At 66.1% G+C, this 21,930-nt stretch carries 15 protein-coding genes; 12 read left to right on the top strand and 3 right to left on the bottom strand.

From position 1 onward, the window contains the following. Positions 1-128: 128 nt before the first annotated feature. The 4 genes from DFO45_RS23330 (at position 129) to DFO45_RS23350 (ending at position 5,927) form a co-directional block, all read left to right on the top strand. Positions 129-1,313 carry a PepSY-associated TM helix domain-containing protein gene (locus DFO45_RS23330; protein ID WP_133866732.1) on the top strand — a complete coding sequence of 395 codons (1,185 nt, stop codon included), beginning with the start codon at positions 129-131 and terminating at the stop codon, positions 1,311-1,313. Positions 1,314-1,765: 452 nt separating this feature from the next. Beyond that, positions 1,766-2,269, top strand: a complete 504-nt coding sequence (locus DFO45_RS23340; RefSeq protein ID WP_133866733.1) for a sigma-70 family RNA polymerase sigma factor — start codon at positions 1,766-1,768, stop codon at positions 2,267-2,269. Positions 2,270-2,373: 104 nt separating this feature from the next. Further along, on the top strand, positions 2,374-3,330 hold the full coding sequence (locus tag DFO45_RS23345) for a FecR domain-containing protein (protein ID WP_133866734.1): 957 nt from the start codon (positions 2,374-2,376) through the stop codon (positions 3,328-3,330). Positions 3,331-3,503: 173 nt separating this feature from the next. Then, the gene (locus DFO45_RS23350) at positions 3,504-5,927 is read left to right on the top strand and encodes a TonB-dependent receptor (protein ID WP_245518240.1); all 2,424 of its coding nucleotides are present in this window, start codon (positions 3,504-3,506) and stop codon (positions 5,925-5,927) included. A gap of 211 nt (positions 5,928-6,138) precedes the next feature. Here DFO45_RS23350 and DFO45_RS23355 read toward each other — a convergent pair whose 3' ends face one another. Next, a complete protein-coding gene (locus DFO45_RS23355) occupies positions 6,139-6,804 on the bottom strand; it encodes a pyridoxamine 5'-phosphate oxidase family protein (protein WP_133866736.1) in 666 nt (221 codons plus the stop codon). A gap of 54 nt (positions 6,805-6,858) precedes the next feature. Further along, positions 6,859-7,863, bottom strand: a complete 1,005-nt coding sequence (locus DFO45_RS23360; protein WP_133866737.1) for an MBL fold metallo-hydrolase — start codon at positions 7,861-7,863, stop codon at positions 6,859-6,861. Between the two features lie 140 nt (positions 7,864-8,003). Between DFO45_RS23360 and DFO45_RS23365 the strand changes: the two genes are divergently transcribed. From DFO45_RS23365 to DFO45_RS23400, 8 genes are all read left to right on the top strand, one after another. Next, the gene (locus DFO45_RS23365; protein ID WP_133866738.1) at positions 8,004-8,933 is read left to right on the top strand and encodes a LysR family transcriptional regulator; all 930 of its coding nucleotides are present in this window, start codon (positions 8,004-8,006) and stop codon (positions 8,931-8,933) included. Between the two features lie 839 nt (positions 8,934-9,772). Further along, positions 9,773-10,006: a hypothetical protein gene (locus DFO45_RS23370; protein ID WP_133866739.1), complete on the top strand. Its 234-nt coding sequence runs from the start codon at positions 9,773-9,775 to the stop codon at positions 10,004-10,006. After that, positions 10,003-10,653, top strand: a complete 651-nt coding sequence (locus DFO45_RS23375) for an SCO family protein (RefSeq protein ID WP_133866740.1) — start codon at positions 10,003-10,005, stop codon at positions 10,651-10,653. Before DFO45_RS23370 ends, DFO45_RS23375 begins: the two co-directional genes overlap by 4 nt. An 88-nt stretch (positions 10,654-10,741) precedes the next feature. Beyond that, on the top strand, positions 10,742-11,932 hold the full coding sequence (locus tag DFO45_RS23380) for a cytochrome c peroxidase (RefSeq protein ID WP_133866741.1): 1,191 nt from the start codon (positions 10,742-10,744) through the stop codon (positions 11,930-11,932). Positions 11,933-12,019: 87 nt separating this feature from the next. Continuing rightward, positions 12,020-12,406, top strand: a complete 387-nt coding sequence (locus DFO45_RS23385) for a DUF2946 family protein (protein ID WP_133866742.1) — start codon at positions 12,020-12,022, stop codon at positions 12,404-12,406. A 125-nt stretch (positions 12,407-12,531) separates the two neighbouring features. Beyond that, entirely contained in the window at positions 12,532-14,778 is a 2,247-nt protein-coding gene (locus DFO45_RS23390; protein ID WP_133866743.1) for a TonB-dependent receptor, read from the top strand. 260 nt (positions 14,779-15,038) lie between these two features. Continuing rightward, positions 15,039-15,446, top strand: a complete 408-nt coding sequence (crcB, locus tag DFO45_RS23395; protein ID WP_012169870.1) for a fluoride efflux transporter CrcB — start codon at positions 15,039-15,041, stop codon at positions 15,444-15,446. 33 nt (positions 15,447-15,479) lie between these two features. Next, positions 15,480-16,607, top strand: a complete 1,128-nt coding sequence (locus DFO45_RS23400) for an FAD binding domain-containing protein (protein ID WP_133866744.1) — start codon at positions 15,480-15,482, stop codon at positions 16,605-16,607. 33 nt (positions 16,608-16,640) lie between these two features. Here DFO45_RS23400 and DFO45_RS23405 read toward each other — a convergent pair whose 3' ends face one another. Continuing rightward, on the bottom strand, positions 16,641-21,794 hold the full coding sequence (locus DFO45_RS23405) for an ATP-binding sensor histidine kinase (protein WP_133866745.1): 5,154 nt from the start codon (positions 21,792-21,794) through the stop codon (positions 16,641-16,643). Positions 21,795-21,930 lie beyond the last annotated feature (136 nt).

Genomic DNA, 21,930 nt, shown 5'->3' on the forward strand with positions numbered 1-21,930 from the left:
GGGGCCCTGTCTCGGCTCCAAAGAGCAGGAGCCCCGCGAGTGCCTGACGACCGTCTCCCACGTGCCGCCGATGGATCGCCGTTACCTCCCTTGACCCCGTGCCCAGAAATGATGCCGGGGAGACGCTGATGTCGGGTGGAGCGATCAGGATCTGGGCCCTCATCCACAAATGGAGCAGCCTGATATGCACGGCGTTTCTTTTGCTCATATGTCTCACGGGCCTGCCGCTGACCTTCCACGAGGAGATCGACCACTGGATCGATCCGCCTCCCGCTTATGCGGAGATGCCGCCAGAGACGCCGCATCAGAGCCTCGATGGCCTGATCGGCCGGGCGCAAGCCCTGTATCCGGGCGAGACCATCGTCTCCCTGTTCAAGGACGATGACGCGCCGCAGGTGCTCGTGTGGATGGCACCATCCTTCGCTGCGATGGAGAAGGACCCCAAGCTTGAGCATTTCATCCGCTTCGATGCACGCACCGGGCAGGTGATCGAGCAATCGAAGCCGCCGGAACAGCAGCGCACGAGCTTCATGACGCTCATGCTCCGGCTTCACGTGGATCTGTTCGCGGATCTGGCGGGGAGCCTGTTCATGGGGGCGATGGGCCTGCTTTTCGTTGCAGCGCTCGTGTCCGGGGTCGTGCTCTACGGCCCCTTCACACGCAAGCTCGACTTCGGTGTCGTACGGGGCGGGCGCTCGCGGCGCACCCGCTGGCTCGATCTGCACAATCTTCTCGGCATCGTCACCGCTCTCTGGGTGCTGGTCGTCGGCGCGACAGGTGTCCTCAATGAACTGGCGACGCCTCTTTTCACCCTATGGCAGCGCACCGACGTGCAGGCGATGCTGGCGTCGCGGGAGAGCGACATGCCGCCGGCGCCGGGCGAGCTCACATCGGTGCAGGCCGCCTATGACAAGGCGATCCGGGCGTTGCCGGACATGCATGTGGCCGCCGTCATCTATCCCGGAAACCCGTTCGGCAGCCCGCACCATTATCTGCTCTGGGGGCACGGCAAGACCCCGCTGGCCGAGCGCCTTTTCAGTCCCGTCCTGGTCGATGCGCGGACCGGCGAACTGACGGCGGTGGTGGAGATGCCCTGGTACCTGCGTGCGCTCGAGATTTCGCGCCCCCTGCATTTTGGCGACTATGGCGGCTTGCCGCTCAAGATCATCTGGGCGCTGCTCGACCTTGTGACGATCGTCGTGCTGGCGAGCGGCCTCTATCTCTGGCTTGCCAAGCACAGCCGGGTCCGGTCTCCCCGGCCTAAGCGCATGCCAGCTCCCGCGGCTGCGGACCTGCCGGAGGCGGCGGAATGAAGGCGCGTCCTGCGGCCTTCTGGCGTCAATGGGGCTGGCCCATCGGCCTCGCGCTTCTCACATTGTTCGGCTTGGTGTCCGCCCTGCTGGGACAGGGCGGCATATGGTGGGTCCTTTCATGGATCGCCCTTGGCGTCCCCCTGCTCGTGGCGCTCCGGCATGTCCTGCGATCCGGGCGTTCGCCGGCGTAGAGCCCGTTTCGGTTTCAGAGCTCCGGACAACCATCTGATGTCTCGGATATTTTCCCGACTTTCCTTGTGAACTCCGCCGGAGAAAGAAGTTGCTGCTTAGAATCTGTATAAATCATTGTTCTTGCGTAAGAATTTTGATTTGGGCTAAGCCCCTCCGTGTTGTCGGACGCTTTCGTGTCACGTCCGCCAGCGCTGCAATCGCCGACAAGGGCCGGTTCCGCCTTGGCGGACGGCGCTGGCGCGGCCGGAGGGTGGTGTTCAGTGGGCTGGGATCTTGCCGCATTGTTCAAGCAGCACGCGAAGGATATCGCGCAGGCGCTGCGCAGGCGCGGCCTGACGGCGGACATGGCCGCCGACCTCACCCAGGACACGTTCGTCCGGGTTCTTGTGTCCCCGCCCGCCGAAAGCGCCCCCGTGAACAATCCTGCCGCTTATCTCTTCCGGGTGGCCCGCAATCTTTCCATCGACCATCTGCGGCGGGAGCGGCTGCTGAACCGCGTGGATCTTTGCCCCGATGGCTTCGCGGCAATCCTTGATCCATCGCCCTCGCAGGAGGTCGTCGTCTACGACCGGCAGAAGCTTGCCCTGACCGCTGCTGCCCTGGCCGAGCTGCCGGAAAAGACGCGGCGGGCCTTCGAGCTGCACCGGATGGAGGAGATGACCGTCGCGGAGGTGGCGGCAGAGCTCGGCCTCTCCCGGTCGCGGGTCTGGGCGCTTGTGCGGGATGCCTACGAGCACATCGACCTGCGGCTGAACGGCCTCTGAGCGGCCGGCATCACGGCCGCTGAACAGTCGCGCGTGCCGTTCGTATGGTGATAGGAAGCTCGCGATCCTGCCGCGTCGGCAGCCCGCCCGCACGAGGAATGCCCATGAGCGAAGCACCGGAAGAGCGCCTGCTGTTTCGGGAAGCCGCCGATCTGGCCATCCGCCTGCAGAATGACCCCGCCAACCCGGTCGCGCTCGACATGGTTCGCGCCTGGTCCGCCCGCAGCCCCAGGCATGCCGCGGCCTGGGCGCGCGTCGCGCAGATCCACGGCATGACCGGCAAGATCCTCGACGACCAGCGGAAGACCGCCGCTGGCCACGGCGGGCTGACACGGCGCATGGTGATCCTGGGTGGCATGATCGGCATTGGCGCTGCGGGCGCGGGCACATGGCTGGGTCCGCAGGCCCTCCGCCATGCCCGTGCGGACGCATCGACATCTACGGCCGAAATCCGGCGGGTGGTGCTGGCCGATGGCAGCGTGATCACCCTCGGCCCGGACAGCACGGTGGCAGTCCATTTCTCGGAAGCCCGGCGGGAGATCGTACTCCTCGATGGAATGGCCTTCTTCGAGGTCTCGCGGGACCCGGCACGGCCTTTCTCCGTCCTGTCGGGATCGGTGTCCGTGACGGCGATCGGCACGGCGTTCGACGTGTCCAGCGACGGGGGCTACATCTCCGTCTCCGTCGACCGGGGGATCGTGGAGGTACACACGCCGAACGCGACGCTCAGCTCCGCAGAGCGCCTGAATGTCGGCGATTGGATCACGCTCGATCCGTCCTTGCACACGGTGGCCCGCGGTGTGCGCGAGGCGTCCCAGATCGCCGCCTGGCGCGAGGGCATGCTCATCGCGGAGCAGGAGACCGTCTCGGCGATGGTCGCCAAGATCGCCCGCTGGCAGGCCGGTCCCGTCATGCTCGCGGACCCCTTCCTTGGATCGCGCGTCGTGAGTGGGGTGTTCGACCTGAGCAACCCCCTCCGCGCCCTTGAGGCGGTGGTCCGTCCGTTCGGCGCCAAGGTGCGCCAGCTGGGGTCGTTTGCGACGGTGATTTCTCCCGTCTGACAAAAAAAACGACGAGAACGCAGGAGATTCCGGAGCCCCGTTCGTAAGCCCTAATAGGGGCTCAAGCGACCAGCGATGTGCAGACGCCAGCCCTCCTGTGAAAGCGACGGAGAGGCTTGGACATGCAGCCGGGGTCTGGGACAAGGGGTTTCGCCAGCGTTGGCCGGAAGGTGATGATCGCCACGCTGCTCGCGACCACCGCGCTTCTGGTGGAGGGAGCGCGCAGCGGAAGCGGCGCCCGCGCGCAGGCCGGTGTCCAAACCACCTTCAACATTCCCGCCGGCCCATTGAGCCGAGCCCTTGCGGCCTTCGGGCGGCAATCGGGCACGCAGGTTTCCTACGAAGCCGCGATCGCGAACGGCAAGACCTCGCCCGGGTTCCAGGGAACCGCGACGCGCGAGCAGGTGATCGCACAGCTTCTCCAAGGGTCGGGGCTCGTCTACTCCTTTTCCGACGCGACGAACGTCCTGATCACCCGGCCGCGCCCCGTCAGCGCGACCACGGCGAGCGATGGCTCGCTTCTCCTCGATACGATCAATGTGGAAGGGCAGGGGATCAACGATTGGGATGCCCCGCCGTCCTATGCCGGGGGGCAGGTCGCAACGGGCGCGCGGCTCGGAATCCTCGGAAATGTCAGCATCATGGACGCGCCCTTCAGCGTCACCAGCTACACGTCCAAGCTGATCCAGGAGCAGCAGGCCGTGACGGTGGCCGACGTGGTGGCGAATGATCCGTCCGTGCGGGTCTTCACCAACGGCATCAGTTCCTCTGCCGGCGCGGGTGAAGTCTTCTTCATCCGCGGCTTCAGCGTCACCAACCAGAGCATCCTGATTGACGGCTACGGTGGGATTTCTCCCGATCGCCTCATCCCGGTGGAAACCATGGAGCGTGTGGAGGTGCTGAAGGGGCCGAACGCGCTTCTGACCGGCTACACCCAATATGGTTCCCTTGGCGGGTCGATCAATGTGGTTCCCAAGCGCGCAACGGACGAGCCGATCACGCGCTTGACCGGCAGCTATATTTCCGATGGCCAGCTCGGCACCCAGATCGATTGGGGAAGGCGTTTCGGTCCCAACAAGGAATGGGGGCTGCGGGTCAACGGCATCTTCACGGACGGGGACACGTCCGTGGACGGCCAGTCCGCCCGCCTCGGGACCGGTACCCTTGCGCTGGACTACCGCGGAGCGGACCTGCGTGCGAGCCTTGATGCCGGATATATCAGCCAGAAGACCTATGCCCCGACCGGCGCAGCCGGCTTCGGCTTTGTCTCCGACATCGCCATCCCGCGCGCGCCGGACGTCAGCAAGCAGATCTACCAAAGCTGGGAGTATTCCGGCACGAACACGGCCTACGCGCTCGGCAAGTTCGAGTATGACATCAACTCAGCCTGGACGGTCTATGGCGGCATCGGCGGCAGCACCTACAGGCAATCGATGCTGTCCACGGACATCCTTGTGGTCGATCCGGCAGGGAATGCAACGGCCACGGCTTATTACAGCCCCATCAACGGGAATTCGGCCTCCACTCAGGCGGGCATTCGCGGGGAGTTTGCGACCGGCCCCATCGGACACAAGATCAATCTCAACACCTCATACTTGTACCAGTCCCTGAATCAGGAAAGCAACTATTACGGCTTCTATGCCTTCGACACGAATATCTACAATGCTCCGACCGTCGCTCGCCCCTCGACCTTCGGATTTAGCGACGATCCGCCGAGATACTGGAATATCAACGCACCTGCCGTCACCCTGACGGACACGCTCTCGATCCTTGACGAGCGCGTCCTCTTTACAGCCGGGGTACGCTATCAGCAGATCAAGGTGGATGTGTTCAATCCCGATGGCAGCATCTCGCAGGCCTATGATGAACAGGCGGTCACTCCCGCCTTCGGCCTCGTGCTGAAGCCCTTCGACCGGATGTCGCTGTACGCCAACTACATCCAGGGCCTCCAGCAGGGACCGATCGCCTATCAGGGCACGGTGAATGCCGGCGAGGTGTTCCCGCCGATGATGACGGAGCAGGTGGAGGCCGGCATCAAGTATGATTTCGGCGCCTTCACCGCCACCGCGAGCATTTTCCAGATCACCAAGCCCAGCAGCATCATCTCGACCAATGCAGCGGGCGAGTCCGTCTTCAGCGTCAATGGCGAACAACGCAACCGGGGCGTGGAGGTCAACGTCTTCGGTGAGCTTTCGAGGGGGCTGCGTCTCCTCGGCGGCGTCGCCTACACGCAAGGCACACTGACCCAGACCGCGGACCGGCTCTATGACGGCAACGCTGCGGTCGGCGTACCCAACTGGCAGACCAATATCGGCATCGAATGGGATCCGGAACCGGTTGCCGGCCTCACGTTATGGGGCCGGATGCTGGCCACCAGTTCCCAATATGTGAACCAGGCGAACACCCAGCAGATCCCGAGCTGGATCCGCTTCGATCTCGGGACTCAGTACAAGACCCACGCATTCGGTAATCCGCTCGCCTTGCGTTTCGCGGTGGAGAACGTCTTCGACAAGAGCTACTGGGCGGCCGTGAACGATGGATGGGTCTCGACCGGGCTTCCGAGAACCTTCAAGTTCTCGGCCGTGATGGATTTCTGAGGCTGGAGCCGGCCATGCGCCACGCCGGCGCATGGCTTGGCCGCGGGGACGGCATGGACGCCCCAAGCTCATCCATGCCGAACGGGCGGCGACGACGCCCGATCGGCCGCCCGTTGCGCCCGCTGACCGCAGCATCGTTCGGAGCCACAAGGCCATATCCGGGCGAGGCGTGCCGCGCCCTTCCGGGTGACGTGCCATTCAGCAGGTTTTCTCAAGCCTGCGGATCGCCCTCGTGCTGCCCGTTCGCGTTGGCCGCGTGGCGCAATCGCTCGTTCTCGCGCCGCAAAGCGTCCATTTCGTCCCTTATAGGGGCGAGTGCCGCTTCCAGTTCGGATGCGGTGAAGCGCGGCGTGATATGCTGCGGGCAGTTCCAGTCGAACGCTTCGACGGTGATCAGGACGGCACGCTCGATACGCCCGGCATAGCCCTGAACCGCCAGTTGTTCTGCCAGCGCCGGGTCGTCCGCTGCATCGATGATGCGGGCGTGGCCGAAGATCTTCAGCCGCTGCCGGTGGGCATAATCCATCAGGAACAGCGAGACCCGGTCATTGGCCTCGACGTTTCCGGTGGTGATGTACTGTCGGTTCCCGCGGAAATCGGCAAAGCCGAGGGTGTGCTCGTCCATCGCCTTCAGGAAGCCGGGCGGCCCGCCGCGATATTGCACATAGGGCCAGCCGGTCTCGGAGACGCTCGCCAGATAAAACCCGTCGCGGGCGGCGATGAACGCCTGCTCGGCCGCGCCGAGCCCACCGATCGGGTCTGCCTCATCCAAAGAGTGGCGCGCGCGGGCGCGGGCCCATTGGGCCGCGCTGCCGAAGCGCGCCTGCGCGGCTGCGACGGATGGGGTGGAGGCGATGTTCAGGTATCTCTCATGCATGAGATCCTCCGCGCCTTCTTGCCGCTCGACGGCGGCTGAGCTCTCGGGGAATTGTCAGGACTGCCAGGCCCAGTCCGCCACCTGCCAGCGCATCTGGCCCCGGTCGGATACGATGCGGCCGAGCCCGGGGAAAGGCATGTGGGTCGCGGCGATCAGAGCACCTTCGGACGCGGCGCGGGAGAAGAAGCGATCGCGCATGGACTGGGCGGCTGCGCGGTCCTGCTCGAACACGAAGCCGACGTCCGTCGCCTGCGGGTGCACCACCGGGAACAGCATGTCCGACACCATGATGAGGCTCTGGCCGGCATCGGCGATCCGGACGCCGATATGGCCGGGGGTATGCCCGGTCAGGTCGACGATCGAGATCCCCGGCGCCACCTCGCGCTCGCCATCGATGGCCTGGAGCCGGGGATAGAGCTTCGCCACGGCGGCCGACATCCGAAAGCTGTTCTGGAGATACTCCGGCGCACCCGCCTGCCTGGCCGGATCGGTCCAGTGCGTGACGTCCCGCCGGTCGATGAAGAGCTCGGCGTCGGGATAATTGTTCTGGCCGCCGACCACGAGACCGCCCAGGTGGTCTTCGTGCATATGGGTGACGATCACCGCATCGATCTGGTCCCGGCGCAGTCCGATCGCCGCGAGCGCCTGCGGCAGCGCACCTGTCTGCCCGATGGAGCCGGCCGGGCCGGTGTCGAGCAGGATCCTGCGCGTGCCGTCCTCGATGAGATACTGGTTGAAGACGAAGCGCACGCCGCTCGGCCGCGCGACGAACTGTGCCACGGCGGCCTGCTCCACCTGGGCAGCCGTGCGGCCGGGGAAAAAGGTGTAGGGCATGTCCGCATAGCCGTCCGTGAGCGCCGTCACGGTGAAGCGGCCGATCCTGATCTGCGCCAGCGGCGTCACGCTGGCTGCCGGAGCGGTCGGGGCAGGAGCAGAGGTCTGCGCCGCCGCAGGTGCGGCCGTAGCGCTTCCGGCCGACGTGACGAGCGGGAGGACACCGCCGCCGAGAATGCCGAGGGAGAGGCCGGAGGCAAAAGCGCGGCGGGAGAGATCGGGCATGGCTGGATCCGTCTGGTGAGAGGGCATCGGGACAGGCCGTCCCGACCTCGGCCCCGGTTGACGGTGACGTTAGGATATCCACTTATCGCTCGGTATTCTGGTTTTTCGGGAGCTATCCTCCCAGATTTCGGAAGGGTGAGATGGACCGCTTCGATGCCATGTCCGTGCTCCTGGCCGTCGTCGAGGCGGGCAGCCTTTCGGCCGGCGCCAGGCTCCTGCGCGCGCCGCTTGCGACCGTCAGCCGGAAGATTGCTGAGCTGGAGCTTCATCTGGGAACGCCGCTGTTCGTCCGCAGCCGGCGGGGGCTCGCCCTCACCGAGCCCGGCCGCGCGTTCGTTGCCGCCTCCCGGCGCATCCTGAGCCAGCTGGAGGAGGCGGAACGGGAGGCGGCCGGAGAATTTAGCACACCGCGAGGGACGCTGCATGTCACCGCGCCCATCTCCTTCGGTGAGCGTCATCTCCTGCCCATCGCCCTCGAATTTCTCGCGGAACACCCTGAGATCAGCCTGCGCCTGACGTTGACCGACCGGCAGATCAGCCTCGGAGACGAACACATCGACGTGGCGCTTCGGATCGGACATCTGGAGGACAGTGCCCTTATCGCGACCCGCGTCGGCGCGGTCCACCGGGTGATCTGCGCCAGCCCCGCTTATCTCGCGCGACGCGGCGTTCCCCGCCGGCCGGAGGATCTCGCCACCCATGAGGGGATAAGCTTCCAGGGCTTTGCGGTCGCGCCAGAGTGGCGCTACCGGCGGGACAGTGCGGCCTTTACCATCGAGCCGAGCCCGAAGCTCGCCGTAAACACCACGGAAGCCGCCATCCAGGCGGCCCGTGCCGGTCTCGGCATCATCCGTGTGCTCTCCTATCAGGTGGCGGACGAACTGCGGTCCGGCGAATTGCAGGTCCTTCTGCCGGAGTTCGCACCCGAGCCGTTGCCGGTGAGCCTCATCTATCCGCAGGCGGATATGCTCCCGCTGAAGGTGCGCAGCTTCCTCGACTGGACCGTCCCGCGCCTGCGCGCTCGCATGGCATCGCTCGATGCGGGCGAGCCCTACAGTGGCGGCCGGTAAGCCGGGCGTTCGCCCCGTCGGGCGCCTTGTTATCGCGCGCAACGGTGGCTGAGGCGGTCACTTAGCTCTGTCAGCACATTGGCCTCCGGGGGGAGGTGCCCCATCTCTCGATGAATGCCCGTGGCGCGGAGACGGCGGGGGCGTCCATTTCGAGCGCGTGGTCGATCCGTCCCTGGTTCGGCGGCATCGGGCAATATGTCCAAGTGCTCCCGCCGACGCGGACTGGCTTCATGTAGATTGACCGATCATTTGCGTGGCCGCTGTCAGGCCGGCATGCTGCGGATATGCGCGCCCATGACGGCGGCGCTTTCCGCCACATCGCCGGATTGTCCGGCGGGCGCTATGACACGGCGATCATCGGACAGGCAGCAACGCATGCGTACCCGCGCCGCCACATGGAGAGCCGTCGTCGCCTGTCTGGCGGCGTACGTCCTGCTGTGGCAAGGGCTTCTCGGCGCCATGGCGCTGGGTGCCCATGCGATGCCGGATCTCACCCCGGATTTCGGGGTGATCTGCACCAGCGCTCCGGACGGGGACGAGGGCGGCAAGGGACCGGACGGCAGTTCCCATGCCCCCGATTGCTGCTGGCAGGGCTGCCCCATGTTCGGGACGGCGGCGCTCGCGCCCCCGGAAGCCGAGGCCTCGCCTCCGGCTGTTCCCCCTCGGAGCATCGGTCGCCGCGCGCCTGAGGTCCTTTCCCAATCCATAAGCGCGGCAGAGCGTCCGTCGCGGGCCCGCGCGCCTCCACGGATGGCCTGACCGCGCGAAAGCGCCCCCTCCGCCATTCCGCTCCCATTCCCCGTGCCTCGCGCGCGGCCGACGTCCCGTGGAGGACGCCCATGACTCCTGTTCCCAACACTCCGAGGAAAGATGGCGCACGCCGCCTGCTGCGGCGGCTCAAGGTGGAAGAGATGATCGCGATCGCGGCGATCGTGCTGGCCATCATCGCACTCACCGCCCAGGCCCTGATGGCCCACGAGTCGCAGATAGCCCATGAGACCCCGCAGGGCGCCACGATCGCATCCGCTCCCGCGCGCGTCGCGCCCCCGACCGCCGGCACGGTGACGCCATGACGGTGACCAGCCAGTCCAGCGGCAAGAGGCGCCTGCCTCTCCTCTTGCTGCTCATCGCACTCGCCATCGCGGGTGCCATTGCCCTGTCCGTCTATGTCTCGAACTTCCTCCTCGGCCGGGAACCGTCGGTGCGAACCAGCGTCGGCGGTCCTTTCCGGCTGGCCTCGTCCAAGGGCGAGGTGCTGTCCAGCGACGATCTCAAGGGCAAGCCGTTCGCCATCTTCTTCGGCTTCACCCATTGTCCAGATGTCTGCCCGACCACGCTCTGGGACATGTCCCAGTCCCTGGAACGTCTGAGGACCGGGGGGCTCGGCCTGCCTGTGCTGTTCGTCTCGCTCGACCCGGAACGCGACACGCCACAGGTGCTCGCGAGCTATATCGACGCCTTCGATCCCCAGATCGTCGGCCTGTCCGGTTCGTCCGAGGAGATCGCCGGACTGGCGCGCGCCTACCGGGTCTATTGGAAGCGCGTGCCGGGGAAGGACGGCGATTACACGCTCGACCACACCGCGACGGTCTATCTGATGGACGCGCGCGGGCAGTTCGCGGGAACCATCGGCTATGGCGAGGAGGCCTCCTCGCGGGACGCCAAGCTGAGGCGCCTCATCGCTGGCGAGCCCTCCGCAGTGGGGCACTCCGGCTCCTGAGGTCTTCGCCGCCGCACAGGGCCGCCTCATCCCACAAAGGGGGAGGCGGTCCACCTGCCACGTCTCGACGGATCACGTTCCAATGCCGATGACCTTGCCGCGCCGTGTCGCGCGCCCGCGCGTGCTCGCGCCAGGGGCCGCCTTATGCCTCCTGATCGCGGCCCTTTGCCTGATTGCACCACGCCCCCTCCCTGCCGCGGACGGGGATGCCCGGCTTGTCCGCCTCGGCGAGGCCTTGTTCTTCGACGTCAACCTCTCGAAGAACCGGACGCAGTCGTGCGCCACATGCCACGATCCGGCCCGCGCCTTCACCGATCCGCGACCCGGCCCCAAGGGTGGCGCGGTCTCGTTGGGCGACGACGGGCATTCCTATGGCGGTCGCAATGTTCCGAGCGTTGCCTATGCCGCCTTCAGTCCCCCCTTCGGTCGCACGACGGCCGGGGACTATGTGGGAGGGCAGTTCTGGGACGGGCGCGCCGACACGCTGGAGGCACAGGCCGGCCAGCCCATTCTCAATCCAGTGGAAATGGCAATGCCGGACAAGGCAAGCATCGCCGCCCGGCTGCGTGAGAAGCCGGAGTATGTGGCCGCCTTCCAGGAGGTGTTCGGCCCCGATGTCTTCAGAACGCCTGCGACGGCCTTTGCCGCGCTTGGCAAGGCATTGGCTGCCTATGAGCGCAGTCCGGCGGTCTCGCCCTTTGATTCCAAATACGATCGGTTTCTGAAGGGCGAATACCAGATGACGCCCCAGGAGGAGCTGGGGCGGGTTCTGTTCTTCTCAAACCAGTTCACCAATTGCCGTCAGTGCCACCAGTCGGGCGGCCCGGATGCCGCGACCGAGACCTTTTCCAACTACCACTTCCATAATATCGGCGTGCCGCGAAACCCGGTCGTCGGCAACACAGAGCAGGACCATGGCCTGCGCGACAGGAAGGGCATTCGTGATGCCCGACAGGACGGGCGATTCCGCGTGCCGGGGCTGCGCAATGTCGCGGTCACGGCACCCTACATGCACAATGGCGTCTTCTCCGACCTGCGCACGGTCATCCTGTTCTACAACAAGTACAATTCCCACGCGGAGGCGCGTCAGATCAACCCTGAGACCAGCCGGCCCTGGGCTCCGCCAGAGGTGCGGGGGACACTGTCGCTAACGGAATTGCACGCCAGCCCGGCCCTCGATGATCGCCGGATCGATGCTCTCGTGGCGTTCCTGAAGACACTGACCGACAAGCGTTACGAGCCGCTGCTGGTGTCCGGCCCAAATGATGGCCCCAAATGACCGGTCGCGATCAACAATCGTTTCTGGATCAATATTTCCGATCTGATTCCGGGCATGTTATTCGGTTGAGCACCGGGGGATTCTGAAATGCTGCGGACCGTGGGATCCGCAAATCGCCGCGCGCAATGGCTCATCGGCTGGACCGCTGCCTATGCGCTGCTGCTGCAACTCGTCCTGATCGGCGCATTGATGCCGGTCAACGCCCATGCCTTGCCCGGTGCCGAAATCCCCATCTGCGGCACGTTTTCTATTTCCGATGCCGACGGGGCTGTACCCGACGACCAGCGCGTCACGGTGCATTGTCCGTTTTGCCTCGCACGCGCCGATGCGGTGATCCTGCCGTCCCCCCCGTCCGTGGCGCAGGTCGCGCGGCGCACGCAGGCGCCGGATTATCAGTCGGTCTCGAAGCCCCGGCGGTTCGCGCGTCGGGCGCGCAGGCCCTCTCAACCCCGCGCGCCCCCACTCCAGGCCTGAGCTTTGCCGCGCCTGCCGCGCGGCCCCATCACCCATTCCTGCCGCGGCACCGATGCCGTCCCGCGCCCGCGCGCCGTCATGGTCGCGCGTCGTCGGGTCATGCTCAAATTCCTGGATTTCTTCCCATGAACGCTCATTCCCTCCAGCGTTTTCGTGATCAATTGCGTCACAGCAGTGCCATCACATCCCCCGCGCTCATTGCGCTCTTCGGCGGGCTGATGATGGCGTCGGCCAGCGCCCAATCCGCCGGCAAGCCGGTGAGCAACAGCCTGCCCACGGTCGTCGTGACCGCCTCGCAACCGGACTGGGGCGCCAATGAGGGCGCGGGCGAAAACCTCTTCCTGCCGCTCGACACCTCGACGATCACCAGCATCATGGCCCGAACGGCCGCGCTTTCCACGAGCGACAGCGGTGCCTTGCTGACCGGCGTGCCCGGCGGCGCGGCCTGGGGCGCGGGTGGGGTCTCCAGCCTTCCGGCCATCAACGGCATGGGCGCCGACCGGGTGCAGATCGACATCAACGGCATGACCTATGGTGTCGCCTGTCCGAACGAGATGAACCCGCCGCTGTCCTTCGTGAACCCGGCGATGATCTCCAACATGACCGTCTTCACGGCCACATCTCCGGTGAGTGCCGGCGGCGACTATACCGGAGCCAAGGTGAAGGTCGAGGTCGCGCAGCCCAAGTTCACGCCGGGCCAGCAGATCACCACCAGCGGCAGTGTGTCGGGCTTCTATCGCAGCAACGGCAATGGCTATGGCACGGACGTGACCGCCACCATGTCCAACGAGGACACGAACGTGACCTATACGGGCGGATGGGCGCGGGCGAGCGACTATACCTCGGGCAACGGCACCACCATCAAGTCCACCATGTACGAGACGCAGAACCATGCGGTGAGCATCTCGAAGCGGGACGCCAGCAACCTGTTCACGCTGCAGCTCGGAGGCCAGTTCATTCCCTATGAGGGCTACGTCAACCAGTACATGGATCTGGTCGACAACCGCTCCTTCTTCATCAACGGGAATTACGAAGGCCGGTTCGAGTGGGGCAAGCTGGAGGCCAGCGCCTTCTTCAGCCGGGTTCGGCACACCATGGGCTTCATCCAGCCGGACAAGACTGGCGACATGCCCATGGACACGCGCACCAGCAATCTCGGCTACAATATCCGCGCAACCATGGACGTCTCGCCGCACGATCTCGTCCGGGTCGGCAACGAGCTCGTCTACAACACGCTGGATGACTGGTGGCCGCCCGTTGCCGGCTCCAGCATGATGGGACCCGACACCTTCATCAACATCAACAACGGCCAGCGCACGCGTGTTGGAACCTATGCCGAGTGGGAGCGGCACTTCAACGATCAGTGGACCGGCATCATCGGGATGCGGAACGACATCGTCTGGATGAACACCGGCGACGTGCAGGGCTACAATGCGATGATGTACGGGGCGAACGCGGCGGCGTTCAATGCCCTCGACCACGCCCGCACCGACATCAATTTCGATGGCTCGGCGATCCTGCGCTACACGCCGAACGCCATGAGCTCTTACGAGCTGGGCTTCGCCCGCAAGACGCGCTCGCCGAATTTCTACGAGCGCTATGCCTGGTCCACCAACGCCATGGCCATGCAGATGATCGGCTGGTTCGGCGACGGCAACGGCTATCTGGGCAATATCGACCTCGTGCCGGAGAAGGCCCATACGGTGAGCTTCACCGCCAGCTGGCATGATGCGGCCCAGAAGGTCTGGGAAGTGCGCGTGTCGCCTTACTACAGCTATGTGCAGGACTACATCGACGTGGATCGCTGCGCGCTCGCCGGCTGCCTGTCGAACCTCGCCAGCAATCTCATTACCACCAACAACTTCGTCTTTCTGCAGTTCGCCAACCATGATGCCTGGCTCTACGGCATCAACATCGACGGCAAGCTCGCGCTTTGGGATGGCCCGGTCTACGGCCGGGGCGTTCTGCGCGGGAACGTGAACTTCGTGCGCGGCCAGAGAACGGATGGCGTCGATCTCTACCACATCATGCCCGTCAACGGCACGGTGGGGCTGGACCACACCATCGGCAACTGGACCAACAGCCTCGAAGTGCAGATGGTCGGCGCCAAGACGCAGGTCAGCGAGGTCCACAACGAAACCGAGACGTCCGCCTATGCGCTGATCAACTTCCGGACCGCCTATGAATGGAATGCGGTCCGCATCCAGTTCGGCATCGATAACATCCTCGACACCGAATACGACCTCCCGCTGGGCGGGGCCAATCTGGTGAATTACCAGCAGGTATCGATGATGGGGTCGTCGTTCGTCTGGGGTTATGGCGTTGCCGGCCCCGGCCGCTCGGTGAATACCCGCGTCACCGTCAAATTCTGATCGAACGGCGGGCGCGGTCCCTCGCGCCCGCACCTCGATGGCGCCGCCCGGCGGCGCCTGGCCGCGCTGTCACGCGCCTGCTGACTTGCCTTTCCAGTGACACCCGCGGCGGTCGTCATCAAGGCCGCAGCGGGCCGGCCATACGATGGTTCAATCGGGCGACCGCAATGTAGAATGTCGCCCTTCATGCCCGCGTGAAACTCTTGCCCATGGCCGCACCCGGACAAGCCGGCGCGCGGCGGCTGATGGGGCGATGAGCCATGCTCGCATATGGATATGTGGCGCTCGGGGGCGCGCTCGGTTCCATCCTGCGCTTCGGGATGAACCGCTGGCTGACACTGCTGCTGGGCGATGGCCTTCCATGGGGCACCATCCTCATCAACATCGGCGGTTCCTTCGTCATCGGCCTGTGCGCGGCCCTCTTCGAGAACGGGCCGGGTGCTTCCACCCCGCTGGAAGTCCGCCAGTTTGTGCTGGTCGGCCTCTGCGGCGGCTTCACCACTTTTTCGTCCTTCAGCCTCCAGACCCTGACCCTGCTGCATGCGGGAGAACCCGGGCGGGCACTGCTCAATGTCATGCTGTCCCTTGCGCTGTGCCTCGCCGCAGTGGCTGTCGGCTACATGCTGCCCGGTTCCATCGCCACTTGGTCCAGAAGCGTCGGGGCTTGAACTCTCCCACCTGAAACTGCCGGGACGCATCCCATGAGCCCTCGCATTCTTATCGTCGGCGGGTCGATGGGCGGCCTGTTCGCCGCCGTTCTTCTGAGCCGCGCCGGCTTCGACGTCACCGTTACCGAACGCTCCGAACACGGGCTGGAGGGGCGGGGCGCCGGCCTCGTGGCCCAGCGCGAGGTGTTCGACATCCTGCGGGAGGTTGGCATCGAGCATGTGGCGCGGGTCGGCGTGACCGCGCATGAGCGGATCTATCTCGACCGCAGCGACAGGATCATCCAGACCCAGCGCACGCCCCAGACGCAACTGTCGTGGGACGTTCTGTTCCGCACCTTCCGCGATCTGGTCCCGGATGCGCGCTACCGCATCAAGGCCCGTGCACTGGCGGTGCACGAAGATCCCGTGGGCGCGCGGGTCCAATATACGGATGGGCACGAAGAGACGGCGGATCTCGTCATCGGGGCGGACGGCATCGGCTCCATCGTGCGCGAGGCGGTGTCCGGCGCCCAGTCGAAGCCGAGCTATGTCGGCTATGCCACCTGGCGCGGTCTCGTGCCGGAGACGCAGGTGCCGCATCTGGCGCAGCGCCAGCTTTTCGAACGCTTCGCCTTCTACGAAGCGCCGGGCTCGCACATTCTGGGCTATCTCGTGCCCGGCGCCGACGGCTCCACCGAATTGGGACGGCGGCGCTACAACTGGGTCTGGTACCGCCGCTATACGCCCGAGGAACTGCACGGCATCCTTCTGGACATCGACGGCACACACCGGCCCTTCTCGCTCGCGCCCGGTCATCTGCGCCCCGAGTTGGCGCAGACGCTGCGCGAGGAGGCGGCCGAACGGCTGCCGGCTTCCTTCGCGGCCGCGGTGGCGGCCGAACCCCGGCCTTTCATCCATGCGATCTTCGATTATGCCCCCGCTCACATGGTCAGGGGTCGTGTGGCCCTGATGGGCGACGCGGCCTTCGTGGCGCGACCACACACGGCCATGGGCGTTGCGAAGGCGGCGGGCGATGCCTTCGCCCTGCGCGAGGCGCTGCTCCGCCATCCCGACCTCGACAGAGCCCTTGCCGCCTATCAGGCCGAGCGTGTCCCGGTCGGTCAGGCCATCGTCGCCTATGGCCAGCGGCTCGGACGAGGGCTCCTACTCGACCGGGCCTGAGGCGCCCATGCTTCCCCTTCGCGCCCGCCTGTCTTACGGCGAGGCGAGGGGAAGGCGGACGAAGAACGTGCTGCCCTTGCCCTCGATGGAACGGGCCTCCAGCGTGCCCCCGTGCCGTTCCATGATGGAGCGGCAGATGGCGAGCCCCACCCCCATGCCGGTGGTCTTGGTGGTGAAGAAGGGCTGGAAGATGCGGGCGATGACCTCCTGCGACATGCCGCAGCCGGTGTCCTCGATGGTCACCTCCACGTTGTCCTGAACAGTGGCGGTGCTGATGCGCAGGTGCCGCTCGGGCGTCGCCGCATTCGCCATCGCCTGAACGGCATTGGTGATCAGATTGAACAGCACCTGCTGGAGCTGGATGTTGTTCACCAGGATCGCATGGCGGTCGGTGCTGAGGGCAAGGCTTAGCTGGATGCCGTTCGTCTTCAGGTCCGCGCAGACGATCTTCAGCACCTCGTCCACAACGTCCTCGATGGTCACGAGTGTCAGCGGCGCCGGGGCCTGCTTCACCAGCGCGCGCAACGCGGTGATGATGTCGGCGGCGCGCCGCCCGGCCTGGCTGATGCTCTGGAGGCTCTTCGTCACCTCGCCGAGATCGGGCTGAGGCCGATTGAGCCAGCGCAGGCCCGCCTCCGCGTGGGCGACAAGGGTCGCGAGCGGTTGGTTGATCTCATGGGCTATGGAGGTGGCGAAACTGCCCATGGCGGTGAGTTGGTTTGCCTGGGCGAGTTCGCTGCGCGCCTCGCGCAGTTCGAATTCCGCCTGCGCGCGGCGCAGATTCTCATCCATGAGGTCGCCATAGAGCCGCGCGGCGTCCAGCGATATGGCGGCTTGCGGCGCCAGAACTTCGAGCATCGCCATCCGGCGGGGCGTGAAGACGTCCGCGCTCAGGGCATTCTCCAGATGGAGCATGCCGATGAGTTCGCCGCGCTTGATCAGCGGAATGCAGGCGAGGGAGCGGACGCTGCGCCCGCCCATGGACAGGCCGCGCTGGGCGGCCTCCACGGCGGCATCGGCGAGGGTGATGGGCCGCGCCGTCCGCATCACCGTCTTCAGCACGGAAGCCGGCATCAGCTCTTCCGGCTTTGCGGCGGGTTGGAGTTCGATGCAGATGTCTTGGGATCTGACCCGCGCCACCGCCTCCACGACCGGCTCGCCCTGGCGCAGGAGGAGCAGCAGGCCGAACTGCGCGCCGGCATGAATGAGCATGCTCTTCATCAGGGTCCGGATGACCTGCTCGAGGCCGACTTCTTCCGCCAGCGTCTGCGAGGCCGCCGTCATCACCGTGAGGTCCAGCTCCTGCTGAATCCCCTTGGGCGCGGTTACCGGTCCGTCGATGCCGGAGGGCACGGTGAGATGTTCCGCAAGCCGGGCCGCCTTGGCCTGTGCGCCCCATTCCCGATAGCCGCGAACGGCCGCCTGGAAGCACCCCTGCGCCGGCGCAGAGAGGTCGAGCCCGCGGTAGAAATGGGCTGCAAGTTCCTGGGCAAGCGCCTGGTCGTGGATGAAGTTCGCGGTCGCGGCGGCAGCGGCGGCGCGCTCGTACAGCGCCATGGCCTCGCCGCGCCGATCCTCTAGGCGGGCCGCTTCCGCTTCGAGGAGGAGATGCTTGGGGGAAAAGGTCTCGGGATTGAGCCTGGCCCATGACCTGAAACGCTCCCGCGCCGCGGCCATCCGTTCAAGGCGGACCGCCGCCGTCCGCTCGGGTTCCTGCCATTGCGCGTGGGCGAGAGCCAGGAAGAAGCTGTTGTTGGCCGTGTCGATATGGGCCGGCGCCGCCCATGCCATGGCTTCCGCTTCCTCCAGACGGCCGATCGCCGCTTCCATCTCGCCCAGGAAGAAGGCTTGCAGCCCGTCATAATGCTTCACCCAGAACTGGGTGGCGACGGAGGACTGGAGGAGCTCAGCGTGCGTGGTGGTTTCGGCCGCTTCCCCGGCACTCAGCGCTTCGGCGAGGCTGAGCTGCGCGATCAGGATCAGCTCGATATCCCTGTAGCCGATGTCGCGGGTCATGGAGATGCTGTCCATCAGCTCCGAGCGGACCCGGTCGAGCCGCGTGCCGATGACCAGCATATCCGACGCGATGTGGTTGCGGGCATAGCAGGTCATGCCAAGGTCGCCGGCCGCCTGACCGACCCGCGCGCCTTCGCGGGCATGGCTGAGGGCCGTGCGCATGGGCTGCGTCCACACGCTGACCTGATCGAGCGCGATGAGTGCGGCCGTCCGCTGCGCTTCGTACCCGTCGCGCTGTGCGAGCGTGCAGGCGGCGGTGGCATAAGCTGCGCCTTGCTCGTAGGCACCGAAATAATGGGCGCTGAGGACGCCGAACCACGCCAGTCCGTAGGCTGATTCCGGCGCGCTGCCGTGGGCGAGGGTGAGCTCCATGATCTTGATGACGTGGAGAAGCCGTAACTCACCCTTGACGAAGAAGGAGGAGATCAGGGTCGAGAGCAGCGCCAAGGTGGAACGCGCCCGCCGGTCGGTCATTTCGGGAAGCGCGATCAGTTCATCCATGCCGAGGGCGTCGAGTCTCGTTTGGCAGGCCGCGTAAGCGGCGTCCAGCTCCGGGCGTCCCGGTGCGGGGTCGAGCTCCAGATCGAGTGCCCTGAGGCCCGCGAGCGCGGCCTCGATGGCAAGGGTGTAGGCGTTCTTCACCGTTAGCGCGAAGGCCTTCAGGCGATAGACATCCGCCGTGCTGATGGGATCAGGGCTGAGCCGAGCCAGGGCGTCCATGCCCGCGAGCGCCTCGTCCACGCGGCCGAGCGCGAGCAGGCAGTCGCATTGCAGCCATTCGGTGGCGAACGCCAGTGCGGCGAGACTGTCGCCATCGGCGGCCACCAGAATGCGCCGGATCAGCTCCACGAAATGCAGCGCCCGATGGGCCTCGCCGGCGGAGCGGCAGGTGCGTGCCGCCAGCAGCAGGGCCTGCGCAAAGCGCGGACGTTCGTCGGGAGCGAGATCGTTCGGATCGCAATGCTCGATCTGCGCGGCGATGTCGAACGCCACATCCGGATCGGGATCGGTATGGCTTGCGGACAGCGCGCGGGCGTTGCCGAGATGCTTGCGGGCCCTCTGGACGGGCGACATCGTCGCATAGGCCGCCTCCAGCACGCGGTCATGGGCAATGGCGAAATCGGCGCCTGCGCGCGCGAGGAGGCCCGCCGCCACCAGCGCATTGGCTGCGCGAACGGTTTCCGCGACGCTGGCCCCGGAGAGCTGCGCCGCGAACAGCACCGAGCAGCGCCCGCCGAGGCTCGCGCACCGCTGCAGAAAGCTGCGTTGCAGCGCGGGCAGGGCGTTGACGCGCTCGGGCATCAGCTCCGCAATCTCGCGCGGATGGCCGCGATGAGGGTCGTTCCAGATCCATTGCTGCCGGTCGGCGTCGAACTGGAGCACATGCTCGTCCTGCAACCTGCGCAAGAGCTGGCCGACATAGAAGGGATTGCCGCGCGTCTCGCTATGAACCCTCAGCGAGAGCGGCCGTACATCCTCCGGCATGCTCCTCAGGATCAATGCGACCAGTTCGGTCGTGTCGCGCTCCAGGAGCGGCTCAAGATTGAGCTCCTGCGCGAAGGCCGGCGAGCTTCTGGCGGTCTCCAGCAACTCTCTTACCGTCTTGCGGTTCTCGGCCTCGGTGCGGAAGCTGCCGATGAGAAAGACGTGCGCCGGGGTATCGCTGCAAAGCTGCCGGACGACATTTAGGCTCGCGTGATCGAACCATTGCAGGTCGTCGAGAAACAGCACGAGAGGTGACGCTTCCGAGGCGAGCGCTGCGAAGGTCTCCGCGATGATCCGGGCGGCGCGCGTCTGTGCGACGTGGGCCGACACATCGGCCAGGGCCTGTGGTTCCGGGGGCAGGATAGCGAGATCCGGGACCAGCTCCGCCAGCACCCGCCCGCTCCCCGTGACGGTGGACAGGCGCCGGCGCGCATCCTCCAGCGTGCGTTCGTCACCGCCCATCAATTGGGCCAGCGCGGTGCGCAGCGCCTGCGCGATGGGGGCGAACGGCGTGCCCTGGCGAATCTGCACGCCCTTGCCGGAGGCGCGGAGCACACTCGTGTCGTCGAGGGTGGTCAGAAGGGCCTGCACGAGCGTCGATTTGCCGGCGCCCGGTTCACCTGACACCAGCACGATCCGCTGGTGGGATGCGGTCCGGAAGGCCGCATAGAGATCGGTGAGCGTCCTCAGTTCACGCCGCCGGCCGACGAGATGCTCGGACGCCTTTGGCGGCTCTGCGAACTCGCCGCGCGCGAGCACGAAATCCTCGGCGTGTCCCGTTGCAGCGATGGTCTTTGCGACGCGCTGGAAATCAGCATGGAGTGCCCGCGCCGTCTGGTAGCGCTGCTTGGGATCCTTGCTGATGAGCTTGAGCAGGATCCGGTCGATGATGGCCGGGATGTCCGGCCGTGCCAGACGGGCGGACGGGGCCTCCATGGCGACATGGGCATGGAGCCAGCCCGGCAGACTGGCGGCGGTGATGGGAAGTGTGCCGACGAGATATTCGTAGAGCACGACCCCCAGCGCATACAGATCGGTCCGGGCATCCACGGGGGAGGGGTCGGTCCGGATCAGCTCCGGCGCCGCATAGGCCACCTCCGGGCCTGAGTTGCGCAGATCGGTAGCCGCGCCCGCCTCGGCCGCGGAGAGCCACGCAAATCCCGTCAGACGCACCTTGCCATCCGGCGCCACAAGCAGACGGGCGGGCGAGAGGCCGCCATGGATCACGCCCGCTTCATGCACCTGCATCAGGGTTAAGGTCGCGGCGAGGGCGAGGTCTAGGAAGGCGGGGACGTTGGCCGTTCCCGTCGGCCGTTCGGCGAGGGGCTCTGCCCTACGGGGCGCATAAGCGAGCGCGAGGCGCTCCTGCTCCCCAATGAAGGCCGGCACTTCCGCCAGCTCCTCGCCCAGCGTGAGGGAGAGGGTGGCATCCACCTGGAGCTGATAGGCCTGCGGCGTGTTCCAGTCCGCCAGCAGGATGCGCCAGTCCCGCCCGGCGGCGTCCGTCACGTGAACATGGTCGATGCCTGCCTCCGACGTGCGGAAGGTAACAGTCAGCTCGGACCACCAGTCCGTGGCCTTCTTCTCAAGTCGGCTCGCCAGCTCGTTGCTCAGGAAATAGGATGCCTGGGGTGCCGGCACGATGCCCTGGAGCGAGACGCCAGGCACATGACTTCGCGAGTTCATGGTCGCCACTCACTGAGCTTCGTGTGTCCTGCGTGCCGCAGCGGCGCGCAAGGGTCTGCCGATGATCCGGGGGGAGTGTGCGGCGTACCGCCGGGCCATGTCTTTGCCCGGACTGGCATTGTCTTTGCCTGAATTG

Origin of the sequence: Azorhizobium sp. AG788 (assembly GCF_004364705.1) — a bacterium.
Lineage (GTDB): Bacteria > Pseudomonadota > Alphaproteobacteria > Rhizobiales > Xanthobacteraceae > Azorhizobium > Azorhizobium caulinodans.

Bases quoted from the DNA above. Each gene is read 5' to 3' on its own strand.
- DFO45_RS23400 (WP_133866744.1), top strand. From the start codon at position 15,480: ATGAGCCCTCGCATTCTTATCGTCGGCGGGTCGATGGGCGGCCTGTTC.
- DFO45_RS23350 (WP_245518240.1), top strand. From the start codon at position 3,504: ATGATCGCCACGCTGCTCGCGACCACCGCGCTTCTGGTGGAGGGAGCG.
- DFO45_RS23375 (WP_133866740.1), top strand. From the start codon at position 10,003: ATGACGGTGACCAGCCAGTCCAGCGGCAAGAGGCGCCTGCCTCTCCTC.
- DFO45_RS23345 (WP_133866734.1), top strand. From the start codon at position 2,374: ATGAGCGAAGCACCGGAAGAGCGCCTGCTGTTTCGGGAAGCCGCCGAT.
- DFO45_RS23385 (WP_133866742.1), top strand. From the start codon at position 12,020: ATGCTGCGGACCGTGGGATCCGCAAATCGCCGCGCGCAATGGCTCATC.
- DFO45_RS23365 (WP_133866738.1), top strand. From the start codon at position 8,004: ATGGACCGCTTCGATGCCATGTCCGTGCTCCTGGCCGTCGTCGAGGCG.
- DFO45_RS23390 (WP_133866743.1), top strand. From the start codon at position 12,532: ATGAACGCTCATTCCCTCCAGCGTTTTCGTGATCAATTGCGTCACAGC.
- DFO45_RS23370 (WP_133866739.1), top strand. From the start codon at position 9,773: ATGACTCCTGTTCCCAACACTCCGAGGAAAGATGGCGCACGCCGCCTG.
- DFO45_RS23330 (WP_133866732.1), top strand. From the start codon at position 129: ATGTCGGGTGGAGCGATCAGGATCTGGGCCCTCATCCACAAATGGAGC.
- crcB (WP_012169870.1), top strand. From the start codon at position 15,039: ATGCTCGCATATGGATATGTGGCGCTCGGGGGCGCGCTCGGTTCCATC.
- DFO45_RS23405 (WP_133866745.1), bottom strand. From the start codon at position 21,794: ATGAACTCGCGAAGTCATGTGCCTGGCGTCTCGCTCCAGGGCATCGTG.
- DFO45_RS23380 (WP_133866741.1), top strand. From the start codon at position 10,742: ATGACCTTGCCGCGCCGTGTCGCGCGCCCGCGCGTGCTCGCGCCAGGG.
- DFO45_RS23355 (WP_133866736.1), bottom strand. From the start codon at position 6,804: ATGCATGAGAGATACCTGAACATCGCCTCCACCCCATCCGTCGCAGCC.
- DFO45_RS23360 (WP_133866737.1), bottom strand. From the start codon at position 7,863: ATGCCCGATCTCTCCCGCCGCGCTTTTGCCTCCGGCCTCTCCCTCGGC.